At 71.8% G+C, this 16,153-nt stretch carries 11 protein-coding genes; 5 read left to right on the top strand and 6 right to left on the bottom strand.

Features of this window, described 5'->3' with window-relative positions; all coding sequences use genetic code 11:
* Positions 1-12: 12 nt before the first annotated feature.
* Complete coding sequence (gene ftsE / locus ACWD26_RS14430) at positions 13-702, bottom strand: cell division ATP-binding protein FtsE (protein WP_009320785.1); 690 nt, start codon at positions 700-702, stop codon at positions 13-15.
* A gap of 252 nt (positions 703-954) precedes the next feature.
* On the opposite strand from ftsE, the gene ACWD26_RS14425 reads away from it, so the two are divergent.
* Positions 955-1,149 (top strand): hypothetical protein, encoded by a 195-nt coding sequence (locus ACWD26_RS14425; RefSeq protein WP_451269745.1) that lies wholly within the window; start codon positions 955-957, stop codon positions 1,147-1,149.
* A gap of 75 nt (positions 1,150-1,224) precedes the next feature.
* Here ACWD26_RS14425 and ACWD26_RS14420 read toward each other — a convergent pair whose 3' ends face one another.
* From ACWD26_RS14420 to ACWD26_RS14400, 5 genes are all read right to left on the bottom strand, one after another.
* Positions 1,225-2,100, bottom strand: a complete 876-nt coding sequence (locus tag ACWD26_RS14420) for a hypothetical protein (RefSeq protein WP_451269743.1) — start codon at positions 2,098-2,100, stop codon at positions 1,225-1,227.
* A 311-nt stretch (positions 2,101-2,411) separates the two neighbouring features.
* The gene (gene prfB, locus ACWD26_RS14415) at positions 2,412-3,515 is read right to left on the bottom strand and encodes a peptide chain release factor 2 (RefSeq protein ID WP_451269741.1); all 1,104 of its coding nucleotides are present in this window, start codon (positions 3,513-3,515) and stop codon (positions 2,412-2,414) included.
* Between the two features lie 105 nt (positions 3,516-3,620).
* Positions 3,621-4,253, bottom strand: a complete 633-nt coding sequence (locus ACWD26_RS14410) for a hypothetical protein (protein ID WP_451269739.1) — start codon at positions 4,251-4,253, stop codon at positions 3,621-3,623.
* 198 nt (positions 4,254-4,451) lie between these two features.
* Positions 4,452-5,684, bottom strand: coding sequence for a serine/threonine-protein kinase (locus ACWD26_RS14405; protein WP_451269737.1), 1,233 nt, complete (start codon positions 5,682-5,684; stop codon positions 4,452-4,454).
* Between the two features lie 342 nt (positions 5,685-6,026).
* Complete coding sequence (locus tag ACWD26_RS14400) at positions 6,027-7,772, bottom strand: protein kinase domain-containing protein (RefSeq protein WP_451269735.1); 1,746 nt, start codon at positions 7,770-7,772, stop codon at positions 6,027-6,029.
* 464 nt (positions 7,773-8,236) lie between these two features.
* On the opposite strand from ACWD26_RS14400, the gene ACWD26_RS14395 reads away from it, so the two are divergent.
* From ACWD26_RS14395 to ACWD26_RS14380, 4 genes are all read left to right on the top strand, one after another.
* Positions 8,237-12,067 carry an FHA domain-containing protein gene (locus ACWD26_RS14395; RefSeq protein WP_451269733.1) on the top strand — a complete coding sequence of 1,277 codons (3,831 nt, stop codon included), beginning with the start codon at positions 8,237-8,239 and terminating at the stop codon, positions 12,065-12,067.
* Positions 12,068-12,327: 260 nt separating this feature from the next.
* Positions 12,328-13,707 carry an ABC transporter substrate-binding protein gene (locus ACWD26_RS14390; protein ID WP_451269731.1) on the top strand — a complete coding sequence of 460 codons (1,380 nt, stop codon included), beginning with the start codon at positions 12,328-12,330 and terminating at the stop codon, positions 13,705-13,707.
* Between the two features lie 10 nt (positions 13,708-13,717).
* Positions 13,718-15,073 (top strand): carbohydrate ABC transporter permease, encoded by a 1,356-nt coding sequence (locus ACWD26_RS14385; RefSeq protein ID WP_451269729.1) that lies wholly within the window; start codon positions 13,718-13,720, stop codon positions 15,071-15,073.
* Complete coding sequence (locus ACWD26_RS14380; RefSeq protein WP_451269727.1) at positions 15,070-15,981, top strand: carbohydrate ABC transporter permease; 912 nt, start codon at positions 15,070-15,072, stop codon at positions 15,979-15,981. The genes ACWD26_RS14385 and ACWD26_RS14380 overlap by 4 nt, the downstream gene beginning before the upstream one ends.
* The last annotated feature ends 172 nt before the right edge of the window (positions 15,982-16,153 follow it).

The raw sequence follows: 16,153 nt of genomic DNA, 5'->3' as shown, positions 1-16,153 counted from the left end.
CATCAGACGCGGTCAGTGCTGGTAGCCGTAGACGCCGCGTGCCTGGTCGCGGACGAGGCGGCCCTTCTCCAACTCGATGACGCGCTTGCGCATCTGGTCCACGATGTTCTGGTCGTGGGTCGCCATCACCACGGTGGTGCCCGTCCGGTTGATCCGGTCGAGCAGCTTCATGATGCCGACGGAGGTCTGCGGGTCGAGGTTGCCGGTGGGCTCGTCCGCGATCAGCAGCTTGGGCCGGTTCACGAAGGCCCGCGCGATGGCCACCCGCTGCTGCTCACCACCCGACAGCTCGCCCGGCATCCGCTCCTCCTTGCCGCCGAGACCGACCAGCTCCAGCACCTGCGGCACGGACTTGCGGATCTCACCGCGCGACTTGCCGATGACCTCCTGGGCGAAGGCGACGTTCTCGCCGACCGTCTTGTTCGGCAGCAGCCGGAAGTCCTGGAACACCGTCCCGAGCTGGCGGCGCATCTGCGGCACCTTCCAGTTGGACAGGCGCGCGAGATCCTTGCCGAGAACGTGCACCTGCCCCTGGCTGCACCGCTCCTCCCGGAGGATCAGCCGCAGGAAGGTCGATTTCCCGGAGCCGGAGGACCCCACGAGGAACACGAACTCGCCCTTCTCGACCTCCAGGGACACATCCCTGAGTGCGGGACGGGTCTGCTTGGGGTAGACCTTGGACACATTGTCGAATCGGATCACGGATGCACCACAAGCCGTCGGGAATGGATGGACGAGACTGTACCGCGCCGTATGAGGGCCAAGCCCGATTAGGGGCGCGGGGAACCGCGCGAGCGACCACGTCGGACCCGTAGCCGCGCCACAACGGCACCCGCCCCTTTCGTAGGCCCCCGCGCAACCTCCGGAGGAACCTGGCACAGTGGAGTACAGGAACGGTCCGGTTGCGCGAAGCGTTGAGGTATGTGTGAGGCCATTGCAAGGAGGGCGAGGCGCATGACGTACGACCGGTTGGTGTGCGCGAACTGCGCGTCCCCCGTCGCCGAGGGCCGCTGCCATGTGTGCCGGGCCAGTCGCGAGCGGCTCCAGCAGGAGAACCCCTTCGCGAGCCTGAGCCCGATGACCCTGATCGCCCTGCTGGCGATCCTGATAACGGCTCTGGCGCTGCTGGCTCACCAGACAGCGGCATAGGACGTACGACGAAGGCCCGGGGCTGGCTGCCCCGGGCCTTCGTCGTGATGTGTGGCTGTGCCCGTCCGCGAGGGGTCAGGCGGTGGCGCCGCGGCCGACCATCAGGCGCGGCAGCAGACGGAAGCCGATACCGCCGGCGATCATCGTGGCGGCGCCGACCAGCAGGAACGTCGTCTCCGCCGCACCCGTCTCGGCCAGCTCGCCGCTGCCGGCGCCCTGGGCCTCGGTCTCCGAGCCGGTGTCCGTGAGGGCCGAGGAGCCCTCCTGCTGAACGACCTCGTCGTTGCCGCCGTCGGGGTCGGCGCCACCGGAGGTGGAGCCGCCGTCGGTGGAACCGCCGGTGGAGTCGTCGCCGCCGGTCGAGTCGTCACCACCGGTGGAGCTGTCGCCACCGGTCGTGCCCGTGGTGCCGGTGGTACCCGTGGTGCCCGTGGTACCGGTCGTGCCCGTGGTACCCGTCGTGCTCGTGGTACCCGTGGTGCCGGTGGTACCCGTGGTGCCGGTCGTACCAGTGGTACCCGTCGTGCCCGTGGTACCGGTCGTACCAGTCGTGCCAGTGGTACCCGTCGTGCCGGTGGTACCCGTGGTGCCGGTGGTGTTGGTCTCGCCGGTCGTGCCCGTGGTACCGATCGTGCCGGTGGTACCGATCGTGCCCGTGGTGTTGGTCTCGCCGGTCGTACCGGTCGTGCCGGTCTCGCCAGTCGTACCGGTCGTGGTGGTCTCGCCAGTGGTCTCGCCGGTGGTCGCACCGACGTTGGTGTTGCCCTCGGTGTCGTTCCCGGTCTGGACCGAGACACCGGCCTCGACGGACCCACCGTTGTCGGTACCCACACCGATGCCGACGCCGAGGTCCAGCGCGGAAGCGGCACCCGCGGCGGTCAGCGAGGCACCGGCGGCGATCACGGCACCCGCGGCTATTCGCGCCACGCGGATCCGCGTCTTCTTCGTCATATGGCTGCTACCCCCAGTAGCTCATCAGTAAATGGAGCAGAGCGCCCGGGGCCGCGATCAACGGGAGCAGTCGGTTGATTCGAAGTCCCCCGGTTCACATGCACCCCAGTAATGCGCATGCCACGCGCCACCCTTCCCAGTTTTCGCAACAACGTCAAGGTCGTTGCGTACGCGATGTCCCGTTCACCGCATTTGACCGCGACAACGACGTGTGAGTGTGATGTAAGACCCAGACATCACCACACAGACAAGGCAACTGCCTTCCGGTGGAAGGCAGTTGCCTTGTCGACAAAGCGCTGAATTCGGCGCCCCTACTTCTCCTGCTGCTTGCGCCAGCGAATTCCGGCCTCCAGGAAGCCCTCGATCTCGCCATTGAACACGGCCTCGGGGTTGCCGACTTCGTAGTCGGTGCGGAGGTCCTTGACCATCTGGTACGGGTGCAGGACGTACGAACGCATCTGGTTGCCCCAGGAACTGCCGCCGTCCTTGAGGGCGTCCATCTTGGCCCGCTCCTCCTGGCGCTGCCGCTCCAGCAGCTTCGCCTGGAGAACGTTCATGGCGGTGGCCTTGTTCTGGATCTGCGACCGCTCGTTCTGGCAGGAGACGACGATGCCGGTGGGGAGGTGAGTCAACCGCACCGCGGAGTCGGTGGTGTTGACGCCCTGACCGCCCGGGCCGGAGGACCGGTAGACGTCCACGCGCAGCTCGGACTCGTCGATCTCGATGTGGTCCGTCTGCTCGACCACGGGCAGCACCTCGACACCGGCGAAGGAGGTCTGGCGACGCCCCTGGTTGTCGAAGGGCGAGATCCGGACGAGCCGGTGCGTGCCCTGCTCCACGGAGAGCGTGCCGTAGGCGTAGGGGACCTGGACGGCGAAGGTGGTCGACTTGATGCCGGCCTCTTCCGCGTACGAGGTCTCGTACACCTCGGTCTTGTAGCCCTTCTGCTCCGCCCAGCGCAGGTACATCCGCTGCAGCTTCTCGGCGAAGTCGGCGGCGTCGACGCCACCGGCCTCTGCGCGGATGTTGACGAGGGCCTCACGGGAGTCGTACTCGCCGGACAGGAGGGTGCGGACCTCCATCTCGTCCAGCGCCTTGCGGACGGAGACCAGCTCCGACTCGGCCTCGGCGCGGGTGTCCGGGTCGTCCTCCTCCTCGGCCATCTCGAAGAGGACACCGAGGTCGTCGATACGACCGCGCAGTGTCTCCGCCTTCCTGACCTCGGCCTGGAGGTGGGAGAGCTTGCTGGTGATCTTCTGCGCCTCGTCCGGGTTGTCCCACAGGGACGGCGCGGCCGCCTGCTCCTCGAGCACGGCGATGTCTGCCCTCAGCTTGTCGAGGTCCAAAACGGCCTCGATCGACTCCATGGTCGAGGAGAGGGACTTCAGCTCTTCGGATACATCGACGACTGCCACGCCCCCAGCGTAACGGCTCCGCCGGGCGACCATGGTGGGGTGCCCCCGGGCCCGGGCCGGGAGGGAAGAAGCGGGGAGCCGCGCCCCCGCTTCTTCCCTGGGCCCTCAGCCTCCGGCCACTGCCCCCTCGTCCTCGGCCCGAGCCGGGTTGACGGTGTCGAAGAGGACCCGGTGGGAATCGCGGTCGAAAGAGAACGTCCCGGTGTACAAGCCGCCCGTGATCTCCTCGTCCACTTCGGGGCTGGTCACCCACTCGGTCTTCCCGTTGATGGCACCACGGAGGGGCTCGGGGATGTCCTCGGGCTCGGCCTGCTCGAACTTTCGTTCCGGGCCGTCGAGGATGGCCTTGATATCCGTGGCCGAGGTCTCGAAGTAGCCGACCATTCTGATGTCGCTCGGGCCGGGGGCGCGGGACGAGCCGCCCGTGAGGTCCATCGCGCACCATTGCGTGCTGATGACCTCGCCCAGCTTGGAGAAACGGTCGGCGACCTGCTGGGTGGTGTCACGGACCTCGCATCCCTCCGAGGCGCTGTCCGTCCCGGGGGCGGACTCCTGCGGTTCCGGGGAACCGCAGGAGCCCACCGAGACGATCGCGGCGACGACGAGTGCGCCCTTCAGCGCGGCGCCGGGCCGCGCTCCCACCAGCGGCCTCCACCGGACGGCGAATCCGCCGTTGACCTCGTCAGGGGTTCCGGTCTCGATGTCGCTCATCCCCTTGTTGAAGTCATAGCGGTCCATGGAGTGGAGGGTGACGGGGGTGGAGCCGTTGCAGAAGACCTCCTCGCGCGGCTGTCCGCCGTACTGCTCGCTGTCGGTGATCGAGGCGATACCGAGGCGGGAGCGGTGAGCGGGGCGAGGGTGACGGACTTCGTGGTGCCGTCCTTCTTCTCAAGTCCCCCTTCTGCCGGGGTCGTTCAAGGCACGACAGCGGTCACCTCACGGCGACGCCGGCGTCGAGTTGTTCGTGTCCTTGGACCCGCCCCCCGATTCGCCTCCGGACGTCGCCGCCCAGGTACCCACACCCGCCGCGACCACCAGCGCGACCGCCGCGGCTCCGAGCGTGATCCGTCGCCGTCGGGCCATGGCCCGACGGCGCGCCGAGCCCGGCCGGGGCGCACCCGAGGCCCGGGGCACCCGCGCCGTCCCCCGGGCCCCACCCGCCAGCTCGTCCGGCCCGGGCACCCTCATCGACGTGTGCGTGTCCCGGTTGGAGTCAGGCTTCGCGCCGGGCACCAGCGGTACGGCGCCTCGCCGCACCCGCTCCCTCGGCGCCACCGGCACGGCCTCCTCCTCGACCGACTCCGCCGTCTCCGCGCCGGGCTCGTCGACGTCCAGCGGCGGCATCCCGGCCAGCAGCGGCAACTGTTCCCGCAGCCGCGCCCCCAGCTCCGAGGCGCGCAGCCGCGAGGCCGGCGCCTTCGCCAGGCACTGCACGAGGAGCTGCCACAGCTCCTCGGGGATGCCGGGGAGGGGGACCACGGTCTCGGTGACATGGCGGCGCAGCACGGCCCCGGGGTGGCCGCCGCCGAACGGGGTGAAGCCGGCCAGCAGCTCGTACAGGACGGTCGCCAGCGCGTAGATGTCCACGGCGGCGCGCGGGGGCAGGCCCTCCACGATCTCGGGGGCGAGGTAGTCGGGCGTACCGATGATCTTCGTCGCGCGGGTGCGGCGGGGGGAATCGATCAGCTTGGCGACGCCGAAGTCGGTCAGGAGGGCCGGGTGCGAACCGCCGGGGCCCAGCGGGCCCTGCATGTCGAGCAGGATGTTCTCCGGCTTGACGTCGCGGTGGACGACTCCGGCCGCGTGTGCCGCCGCGAGGGCGTCCGCGATGTCGGCCACTATGGCGACCGCCGCCTCGGGGGCCATGCGCCGCTCCCGGTCCAGACGGGTGCGCAGGTCGGTGCCCCGGACGAGGTCCATGACGAGGGCGAGGTCGTTGCCGTCGACGACGAGGTCGCGTACGGAGACGACGTTCGGGTGGTCGAGGCCCAGCAGCGCGGTGCGCTCCTGGACGAAACGGCTGACGAGTTCCTGGTCGGAGGAGAGGTCCTCGCGCAGCAGCTTGATGGCGACGGGGCCCTCCGGGCCCTCACCCAGCCACACCGTGCCGGCGCTGCCCCGCCCCAGAATCTGGTTCGCGGTGTACCGGCTTCCGATCTTCCGTCCCAAGACTGCTCCTACAGGCCGCGTGTTGGCGACAAAGCTACGCGCCTCAAGACCCAACCTTCACCGCCGAGGCGGAAATCACCCCTCAGATGTCGACAAGTCCCCAACATAGGGCTCCGCGTGAGGCTCCGCCGGGGTGCGGGGTACGCGGATGGGGGTGGGGGCTTGGGTGGGGGGCTTGGGTGCGTCGGCGGGTGCGGGTGCGTGGGGGCTGGTCGCGCAGTTCCCCGCGCCCCTTACAAGCATGGGGTGAGCCCGGTTACCAAGGGGTGCGGGGAACTGCGCGAGAAGCGCCACCGGAGCCGCACCCGCCGACGCACCCGCACCCCCGAGCCATGAGGCGCTCTACTGCCCCGAGCCCCCCGAACCAGACCCGTTGTCCAGTTCGCCGATCCACTTGCTCACTTCGCCGAACCAGTCGGAGAGCTGGCCCCACCAGCTCTTGCCCGTGCCGACCCACTCCTGGAGCGGGGTGAACTCCCAGATGAGCCAGCCACCGACGAAGAGGAGGACGATCATGAAGAGGCAGCCCTTGAGGCAGCCGAGACCCGGAATCCTCATCGGGTTGGCGCTGCGCTGACGCGGCTCCCGCGGCGGCCGGGGCTCACGCTGGGGCCGGGGCGCGGGCTGCTGGGGCCGGGGCGCCGGCTGCTGCGGCTGCGGCGCGGGGGCGTACCGCTGGGGCTGCTGACGCTGCGGCGCGGCAGGAGGCGCGGGCGCGTACGGCTGTTGCTGCTGCGGGTGGCCGTAGCCGGGGCCGGGGCCGCCCTGGGGCGGACGCTGCTGCCGGCGCGGCGGCTGCTGGGGCGGCGGCTGCTGCGGGCGGCCGGCCTGCCGCTGGGGGCGGCGGCGCAGCGGGTCCTCGTTGGGGTCGAGGTACTGGACCTGGGTCTGCTCGTTGCGGTCGCGCGCGGCGCGGAGCTGGTTCTGCCAGGGGTGGGGCTGCTCGGGCGGCTGGCCGCCGGGGTCGTGGGGCGGCACCGGCGGCATGACGGACGTCGGGTCGGAGCCGCTGGTGTGCGGAAGCACGGCGGTGGGGTCGGCCGCGCCCGCGGGACCGGAGGTGTGCGGGAGCACGCTGGTCGCGGCGTTCGGGTCGTACGAGCCGGCGCCCTGCGGCAGCACCTGCGTGGGGTCGGCCGAACCGAACGGCTCGGGGGCGCCCGGCACCTGGGCGGGCGCCGGGTCGGGGGCGAGGATGTGGCCCACGCCGTCGGCGGCGGCGATCTGCATGGAGTTCGCGTGCACGCCGACGCCCTCGGCGACGATGCGCAGCGCGCGGGCGAGGTTGACGGCGCTGGGCCGTTCGTCCGGGTTCTTGCGCAGACAGCGCTCGATGACCGTCCACAGCGGGTCGGGGACGGTGGACGGGCGGCGCGGCTCGGCGCTCAGGTGCTGGTGCAGCACTTCGAGCGCGGACTGGCCGGCGAACGGCGGGCGCCCGGTGACCAGTTCGTACATCAGGATGCCCGCGCCGTAGATGTCGACGGCGGAGGTCTGCGGCCGGCCCTCGGCGGACTCGGGGGCGACGTACGCCGGGGTGCCGACGAACTCGCTGGTCCGGGTGAGGCCCGGGGAGTCGGCGAGGCGGGCGATGCCGAAGTCGGTCAGCATCGGGTGCATCTCGCCGCCGTCCTGCTTCAGCAGCACGTTGGCGGGCTTCAGGTCGCGGTGGACGACGCCGTCGGCGTGGCTGGCCGCGAGCGCGTCGGCGATCTGGGCGGTGAGCAGGGCGGCGCCGACCGGGGAGAACGGGCCGTTCTCGCGGAGGTAGCGGTGCAGGTCGGGTCCCTCGACCAGGTCCATGACCAGGGCGAGCAGATCGCCCTCGACCACGAGGTCCCGCACCCGCACGATGTTCGGATGCGTCAGCCGGAGCAGCACGGAGCGCTCCCGCAGGAACCGCATCACGATGTCCGCGTCGCTCGCGAGCTCCTCCTTGAGGACCTTGATCGCCACGGTCTCGCCGGGGTGACCGGGCACGGCCGCCTCGGCCCCCGCGGTCTCCCGCTGGCGGGCGCGCCAGACAGTGCCTGTGGCGCCGCGTCCAATCGGCTCCTCAAGGAGGTACTTGCTCCCTACCGGCCGCACGTCATGCGCTCCCTGTTGCTTGCTTGCCTGGCCCCGTCCCACGGGTGTTTCCGACCCACTGTAGTGCGGCCTTCCCCAGGACCGGGGTCCCGTCGTCCTGCGCCCGCTGTGGCTTGTGGTGTGTTCCTGTCGTCCCGCTTACGCGGATACGTACGAGTTCCCCCATACGTTCGATGGAAAGACGCTCTCCCGCAGGCGCTTGGTTGCCCAAGTACGGACGAGACAGGAACGTGACCGATCTCAAGTGATCAACTGGCGGGCACTGGTCAGGCACTTTTGGGGGCAGAGCCGACCAATCAAGATCACTTGGCGCTGGGCGGCGGGCGTGTTGTCAGTGGCAGGTGGGAGGATGCCTCCAGTACTGGCCGACGTGCCCGTGAGCGGTGGGGGAAGTCTGCGGTGGGGACCGCGCAGTCTCGTCCTTGTCGTCGCGGGTGCCCGCGCGGAAGGGACCGCTGACGGCGATGCAGATCCGGCTGACCGTCGTAGACCCGCTGGGACCGCCCTCGGAGCCGCGAGGACGTGCCACGGCCTGCGACGTGCTGGTCACGGCGCCCGCCGGGACGGCCCTCGCCGCCGTGGCCTCGGCCCTCGCCTCCGCCGTCGGCGAGGGCGGCGCAGAGCGTCTTGAGCGCAGCCGGGAGGTCGGCGGCGGCCAGGTCGTGCTGTACGCCGGTGCCGAGCGCCTCGACACCCAGCGCTGCACCCTGGGCGAGCCGCCCCTCATCGACGGCGCCGTGCTCTGTCTGGGCGCCCCCGCCGAGCCGGGCCCCGAGGTCGACGAGGCGGCCGCCCAGCTGCATGTCGTGGCCGGCCCCGACGCGGGCGGTGTCCACCTGCTGCACGGCGGCAAGATCCACATCGGTCGCTCCGCCGACGCCGACGTCCCGCTCGACGACCCCGACGTCTCCCGCCTCCACTGCGCGGTCACCCTCTCCGCCGACGGCCGCGTCTCCGTCGTCGACCTCGGCTCCACCAACGGCACCACCCTCGACGGCACCCGCGTCGGCGACCGCCCGGTGCGCCTCGCCCCGGGCGCGCTCCTGCGCATCGGAGAGTCCGCGCTCCGGCTGGCCTCGTCATCGGGGACGCGGGGGGCCCGGACGGCACCTGACGGGGAGGGCCATGTCCGGGTGATCGTCGGGGGTGACTCGGGCTCCGGGGAAGTGCCGCGTGGCGGTGTTTCCGGGCGGGGGGCTGAGGGTTCCTCGGGGCGCGGCCGTGTCGCGGAGGGTGCGGACCAGCGGCTCGTGCCGGGGCAGGGCGGGGCGCCGGGGATCGAGCGGACGGCGGGTGCGGGCGGTGGCGGTGCCACGTCCGAAGCCCTGCCCGGGTCCGGGTCCGGTGCCGGGTCCGGTGCCGGTGGCGCCGGTGAGTCCGTCAGGGCGGCCGGACCAGCCGCGGCGGCCGATCCGGCCGCTTCCCTCGATCCCCTCGATCCCCTCCATCCCGTCGATCCCTCCAGTGCCGCCGCCCCTCTCGGCTCCACCGACTCCGGCACCCGCAAATCCACCCCTCTCCGTGGCACGGACGTGCCCCGTGGCGTGCGTAAACGTGGCGGGATCGGGGCCTGGGCCCGGCGGCTGGCCGGGGGGCGGGGGCAGTCTGCCGCCGAGTACGACCCCTATGAGTACGACTCCGCGTACGACGAGGACGAGCCCGGCATGGGCGCGGCGGCGGTGCCCACGCATACGGAGCGGCTGCCCGAGATCTGGCCCGACCTCGCGGCGCTGCTGCTGACCGCGCTCGGGCCCGGGCCCCGGCTGTGGGAGCGGGGGCCGGGGCATCCGGAGGCGTTGACGCTGCGGTTGGGGACGGCCGACCGGGCGGCGCCGGACGGTTCAGGGCTGGTTCCGGCCGTCCCGGTGACCGCCGGGCTGCGTGAGATCGGCTCGCTGGGGCTGGCCGGCCCGCGCCCCCGGCTGATGGGGCTGGCCCGCGCGGTCGTGGCCCAGCTGGCCGCGCTGCACGCCCCCGACACCCTGGAAATCGTCCTCATCAGCGCGGACCGCCACCGCCCCGCCGAGGAACGCACCGCGGACTGGTCCTGGCTCGGCTGGCTCCCCCACCTCCGCCCCGCCCACGGCCAGGACTGCCGCCTCCTCCTCGCCTACGACCGCGAACAGGCCACCGCCCGCGTCGAGGAGCTGCTCCGCCGAGTGGAGGACCACGCGGCGGACAAGGCCGGGCGAGGCGTCGGAAGGGCGACGGGTCCGGGGGCCGCCCGGCATGGCGGGGAAGCCGGGACCCGTCGTACGGCGGCGGATGCCGGGGCCGTCGCGGGCCGCGGGGCCGAGGGCGCCGTGGACCGGCGGGCCGGGCGGCGGCCGTCGTGGGCCCGGGACGACGAGGCCGACGGCGAGGGCTTCCAGGGGCCGTACACCGTCGTGATCGTCGACGGCGACCCCGGCGGTGCCGATGTGCGCGAGGCCGTGGTGCGGCTGGCGCAGGACGGGCCCGCCGCCGGGATCCATGTGGTGTGCCTGGCCGAGGCGGAGGCCGCGTCGCCCGCCTCGCCGGTGACGGAGACGTACGTGGCGGCCTGCGGCGGCTCACCCGCGTTCCGCGCGTGCGGGGCCGTCGCCCTGCTGAGCGGGGATGTGGCGACGGCGCTACGGCTGTTGCGCGTCGCCCCCGGGTACGCGGGCACGAGCGTGTCCCCACCCCTCGCGCCTGAGGCGCACAATCCCGGCGCCCACCCCCGGCAGGCGGACGCCCCCGGCGCTTCCTCCTCCTCGGCCCACCCGCGCACCGGCGAAGCCCCCGCCGACCACTCCCGCACGGGCCGTACGAGGGCCGCGCAGGCCGACCCCCGGCACTCCGCCCCCGCCGAACCCGGTGGCGGCGCCGCCGGCCGTACGCACACCCACATCGGCCTCATGGGGACGGCACGGGGCGGCGCCGACGAGCGCACGCACCCCGGCACCGGGGACCTCCCCGCCCTCGCCGCGCACGTCCCCGGTCTGCTGAACCACGGGACCGTCGCCACCGTGGACGCCGTGTCTGCGGAGTGGGCGGAGCGGTTCGCCCGGGCGCTGGCGCCGTTGCGGCCGGAAGGGGCGGCCGGGGATCGGCCGGCCCGGGTGTCGGCCCCGTTGCCGCAGTCGGCGCGGTTGCTGGACGAGTTGGGGCTGGCGCGGGCCACCCCGGCGTCGCTGATGGCCCGTTGGGCGGACGCGGCCGACGACACGACGGCGCTCGGCGGCCGGGCCTGGGCCGTGCTCGGCGCCGGGCCGCGCGGCCCGGTCTCCGTGGACCTCGCCGCCGAGGGCCCGCATCTGCTGATCGAGGGGCCACCCGGCAGCGGTCGTACGGAACTGCTGCGGTCGATCGCCGCGTCGCTGGCCGCCGCCGAGCGCCCCGACCGGCTGGGCATCGCCCTCGTCGACGGCCGGGACGGCGGCGGCAGCGCGGGACCAGGTGTCGGTGGCGGTGGTGGCGCAGGCCGCGCCGGAGAGGGGCTGGGCGTCTGTACCGACCTCCCCCACGTCGGCACCCACCTCATCGCCAACGACCCCGTGCGCATGCGGGAGTTCGCCCAGTCGCTCGCCTCCGAGCTCAAACGCCGGGCCGAACTCCTCGGTGGCCTCGGCTTCGTGGAGTGGCACACCCGTCGCGAGGTCTCGGGCCGCATCGTCCCGCAACGCTCGGCGCCGTCCGCCTCCGGCGGGGCCGCCGACCTCGACTCCTCCTCCAGCTCCACTCTCCGACTGCGACCGGCGGCCGGCCGCAAGGCCGCCGGCCAGGACGGTACGGGGCCGGACAGGAAACGCCCGGCCACCGTGCTTCCCCGGCTCGTCCTGATCGTCGACGACCTCGACGCCCTGCTGTCACCCCCCTTGGGCTCCACGGGCAGGCCCGCGGCCGGTTCCGTCGTACGGGCCCTGGAGGCGGTGGCCCGGGAGGGCGAGCGGCTCGGGGTGCACCTGGTCGCCACCACCGGAGGCGGCGGCCGTACGAGCGAGGGCGAACTGGGGCGGGCGGCCGGCGGCCGAGTCGTGCTGAGCGCACCGGTGCCGGGCCCGGACGAACCCGCGCCCGGGCGGGGCGAGTCGCGGACCGCCGGGGGCCCCGCGATCCCCTTCCAGGCGGGCCGGGTGACGGGCCGCATCCCGCGTACGGCGACCCTGCGTCCGACGGTCGTACCGCTCGACTGGACCCGCATGGGAGACCCCCCGGCCCGCCGCCCCGTACGGGAGTTGGGCAACGGGCCCACGGACCTGGCCCTGCTCGCCAGCGCGTTGGACCGGGCGGCGCGGGAGGTCTCCGCGGCGGACGTGCCGTCACTGCTCTGACGAGACGGTCCCGGCCTCCGCGCCCCGATACCCCCTCCGTCGTTCCCCGTCCTTCTCCGTCGTTCCCTGTCCTTTCCCGTCCTTCCCCCCTCGTTCTCCGTCGTTCTCCGTCGTTCTCCGTCGCTCCCATGGTCACGACGCGGTCACGATCACGGAGTTGACACGGTAGGCGCTCTTGCCGCTCTCAGGGACCCGGCGTAGACCAGAGCGCACGGGACAGCGCTTCTACGTTCGACGACGCACGGAGAACGGGGTCAGTGATGCGCAGTATGCAGCGTGTTCATCGTTCCACCACCAAAGGCCTCGCGGCCCTGGCCGCAGGCATCCTCGCCCTCTCCCTCACCGCATGCGGCGGTGACGGCGACGACGGGGGCGACACCGGAAACGAAGGCAACGACGGCGGCGGCGAAGCCACCGTGCAACTCCCCAAGCTGGACGGCCAGAAGCTGGAGGTCGCCGCGGTCTTCACGGGACCGGAGCTGGCCAACTTCCAGAAGGTGCTGGACGAGTTCGAGAAACGCACCGGCGCCTCGGTGACGTTCGTACCGACCGGCAACAACACCTCCACCTTCCTCGGTACCAAGATCGAGGGCGGCAAGCCGCCGGACGTGGCGTTCCTGCCGCAGGTCGGCGTGTTGCACCAGTTCGCCGAGAAGGGCTGGGTCAAACCGCTCGGCAGTGAGGCCCAGGCGCAGCTGGACAAGAACTTCTCGGCCGGCTGGAAGGACCTCGGCGCGTACGAGGGCAAGCAGTACGGCGTGTACGCGAAGGCCGCCAACAAGTCCCTCGTCTGGTACAACACCGCGGCCTTCGAGGCGGCGGGGATCACCGAGGAACCCAAGACGTGGGACGAGTTCCTGCAGACCGCGCAGACGCTCTCCGACGCCGGCTCACCCGCCGTGTCCGTCGGCGGCGCCGACGGCTGGACGCTCACCGACTGGTTCGAGAACGTCTATCTGTCACAGGCGGGCCCCGAGAAGTACGACCAGCTCGCCAAGCACGAGATCAAATGGACCGACCCGTCCGTCAAGGAAGCCCTCACCACGCTCGCCGAGCTGTGGGGCAAGGACGACCTGCTCGCGGGCGGCTCCTCCGGCGCGCTGCAGACCGACTACATCAAGTCGATCACGAACACCTTCACCGGGGACACCCCGGCCGCGATGGTCTTCGAGGGCGACTTCGTGGCCGTCACCGTCAACGGCGACACGGACGCGAAGATCGGCACGGACGCCAAGGTCTTCCCGTTCCCGGCGGTCGGCGACGACTCCCCGGTGGTGACCGGCGGCGACGCGGCCGTGGCGCTGAAGGACGGCGAGGGCGCGCAGGCGCTGCTCACGTTCCTCGCCTCGACCGACGCGGCCGAGATCTGGGCGGCGCAGGGCGGCTTCCTCTCCCCCAACAAGGAGATGGACCAGGGCACGTACAAGGACGACGTCACCCGGGAGATCGCCAAGGCGCTGCTCGCGGCGGGCGACGACTTCCGCTTCGACATGTCCGACCAGGCCCCGGCGGCGTTCGGCGGCACCCAGGGCGTCGGTGAGTGGAAGCACCTGCAGGACTTCCTGAAGAACCCCGACGACGTGGCCGGTGCCCAGAAACAGCTGGAGACCGACGCGGCGAAGGCCTACGGGAACGGCTGACGTCGACCTCATGTCGTCTGCCGTGACGAAGACGGCGGGGGGCGCCGGCGCGCTGCCGACGCCCCCCGCCGCACCGCGCAAGAGCGTGACGGGCACTCGATGGTGGGTGGCGGTGCTGTTTCTGCTGCCCGCGCTGGTGCTGCTCGGCGCGCTCGTGGTCTACCCCATCGGGTACTCGGTCTGGCGGAGCCTGTTCGACGCGGACGGCTCGGGCTTCGTCGGCCTCGACAACTACGCGGAGATCTTCTCCGACGACTCCACCCTCGTCGCCGTACGCAACACCGCGATCTGGGTCGCGGTGGCCCCGGCCCTCGTCACCGCGCTCGGTCTGATCTTCGCGGTGCTGACCGAACGGGTGCGCTGGGGAACGGCGTTCAAGCTGATCGTCTTCATGCCGATGGCGATCTCGATGCTCGCCGCGGGCATCATCTTCCGGCTGGTGTACGAGCAGGATCCGAACCAGGGGGTCGCCAACGCGATCGTCACGTCCGTGCACGACGTCTTCGTCGACGAGTCCGTGTATCCGAAGGCCCGGCCCAACGCCCAGGTGAGCGATCTCCGGGCGTCCGGCGGGGGTTCGTTCACGACGGAGGGCACCGTGCGGGCGGGCACCCCGGCGCTCCTTCCCCTCGTCGGCATCGCGCCCAACCGGCTGCCCGGCGACGCGCAGGACGCCAAGGCGGCCACCGGCGACGGGATCACCGGCACCGTCTGGCTGGACTTCCGGCTCGGTGGCGGCGGTGAGAAGGGGGCCGTCGACCCGGGCGAGAAGGCGCTGGAGGGCGTCAAGGTCGAGGCGGTGAAGGACGGGAAGGTCGTCGCCACCGCGACCAGCGGCGCCGACGGCACGTTCAGCCTGCCGGAGTCGGCCGACGGGGCCCGACTGAAGCTCCCCGGCTCGAACTTCGCGGCGCCCTACAACGGCATCGACTGGCTCGGCCCGACCCTCGTCACCCCGGCCGTCATCGGGTCGTACATCTGGATGTGGGCGGGCTTCGCGATGGTGCTGATCGCGGCGGGGCTGGCCGGTGTGGACCGCAATCTGCTCGAGGCGGCCCGGGTGGACGGGGCGAACGAGTGGCAGGTGTTCCGCAAGGTCACCGTGCCGCTGCTCGCGCCGGTCCTGGTCGTCGTCCTCGTCACCCTGATGATCAATGTGATGAAGGTGTTCGACCTCGTCTACATCATCGCGCCCCAGCCCACCCAGGACGAGGCCAACGTCCTGGCCCTGCAGCTGTACCTGGTGTCGTACGGCGGCGGGGGCGACTTCGGGCTCGGCAGCGCGATCGGTGTGGTCCTGCTGCTGCTCGTGCTGCCGGTGATGTGGGTCAACATCCGGCGTCTCAGGAAGGAGCGCCAGCGGTGACCGCTGTCGAAACGCCCGCGCCGAGGACTCCGTCGCGCGAGGCCCCCGTACGCGCCAGGCGCTCCTTCGCCGCCCGGCTGGCGAGCGGCGCGGCGGGCGGCGCGCTGCGGGTGTTCCTGCTGCTTGTGGCGCTGTTCTGGCTGGTGCCGACCTTCGGGCTGCTGGTGTCGTCGTTCCGCGATCCGACCGACATCGCCACCTCCGGGTGGTGGAAGGTGTTCTCGGCACCGGCCCAGCTCACCACTAAGAGTTACGCGTCGCTGCTGGAGAACGACGACATCACAAGCGCCCTGTTCAACACGGTCTGGATCACGGTGCCGGCGACCCTGCTGGTCGTCCTGATCGGCGCGATGGCCGGATACGCCTTCGCCTGGATGGACTTCAAGGGCCGCGACTGGTGGTTCATGGTCGTGGTGGGACTGTTGGTGGTGCCGGTGCAGGTGGCGCTGATCCCGCTGTCGGGGCTCTTCCGGGACCTGGGGATCTTCGGCGACATCATCGGCGTCGTCCTGTTCCATGTGGGCTTCGGACTGCCGTTCGCGATCTTCCTGTTGCGGAACTTCTTCGCGGAGATCCCGCGCGAGCTGTTGGAGGCGGCGCGGCTGGACGGGGCGGGTGAGGTACGGCTGTTCACGACGGTCGTCCTGCCGCTCGCCGCGCCGGCGCTCGCGTCCCTCGGGATCTTCCAGTTCCTGTGGGTGTGGAACGACATGCTGGTCGCGCTGGTCTTCTCCAGCTCCGACTCCCAGCCGCTGACGGTCGCACTCCAGCAGCAGGTACGGCAGTTCGGCAGCAACATCGAGATCCTGGCGCCGGGTGCGTTCATCTCGATGGTGATTCCGCTGGCCGTGTTCTTCGCGTTCCAGCGGCAGTTCGTGTCGGGGGTGATGGCGGGGGCGGTGAAGTAAGGGGCAGGGCACCTAACAGCTCGGAGGGGCGCGGGGACTGCGCGAGCAACCACGACGGACCCGCAGTCCCCGGCGCACCCGCACCCCTACGGCGAACCGGGCCCCAGGCGGAGCCCCCGGCGGAGCCAACCGCGCGAACTCGCCCCGCTCACCCACAAGTTCACCCCCGCAC

This window comes from Streptomyces sp. NPDC002787, from assembly GCF_053592095.1.
This window is presented reverse-complemented; position numbering and strand designations above follow the sequence as displayed.

Excerpts from the sequence above, each read along its gene's own strand:
- ACWD26_RS14385 (WP_451269729.1), top strand. The coding sequence starts at position 13,718 with ATGTCGTCTGCCGTGACGAAGACGGCGGGGGGCGCCGGCGCGCTGCCG.
- ACWD26_RS14425 (WP_451269745.1), top strand. The coding sequence starts at position 955 with ATGACGTACGACCGGTTGGTGTGCGCGAACTGCGCGTCCCCCGTCGCC.
- ACWD26_RS14390 (WP_451269731.1), top strand. The coding sequence starts at position 12,328 with ATGCGCAGTATGCAGCGTGTTCATCGTTCCACCACCAAAGGCCTCGCG.
- ACWD26_RS14395 (WP_451269733.1), top strand. The coding sequence starts at position 8,237 with ATGCAGATCCGGCTGACCGTCGTAGACCCGCTGGGACCGCCCTCGGAG.
- ACWD26_RS14420 (WP_451269743.1), bottom strand. The coding sequence starts at position 2,100 with ATGACGAAGAAGACGCGGATCCGCGTGGCGCGAATAGCCGCGGGTGCC.
- ACWD26_RS14410 (WP_451269739.1), bottom strand. The coding sequence starts at position 4,253 with ATGGACCGCTATGACTTCAACAAGGGGATGAGCGACATCGAGACCGGA.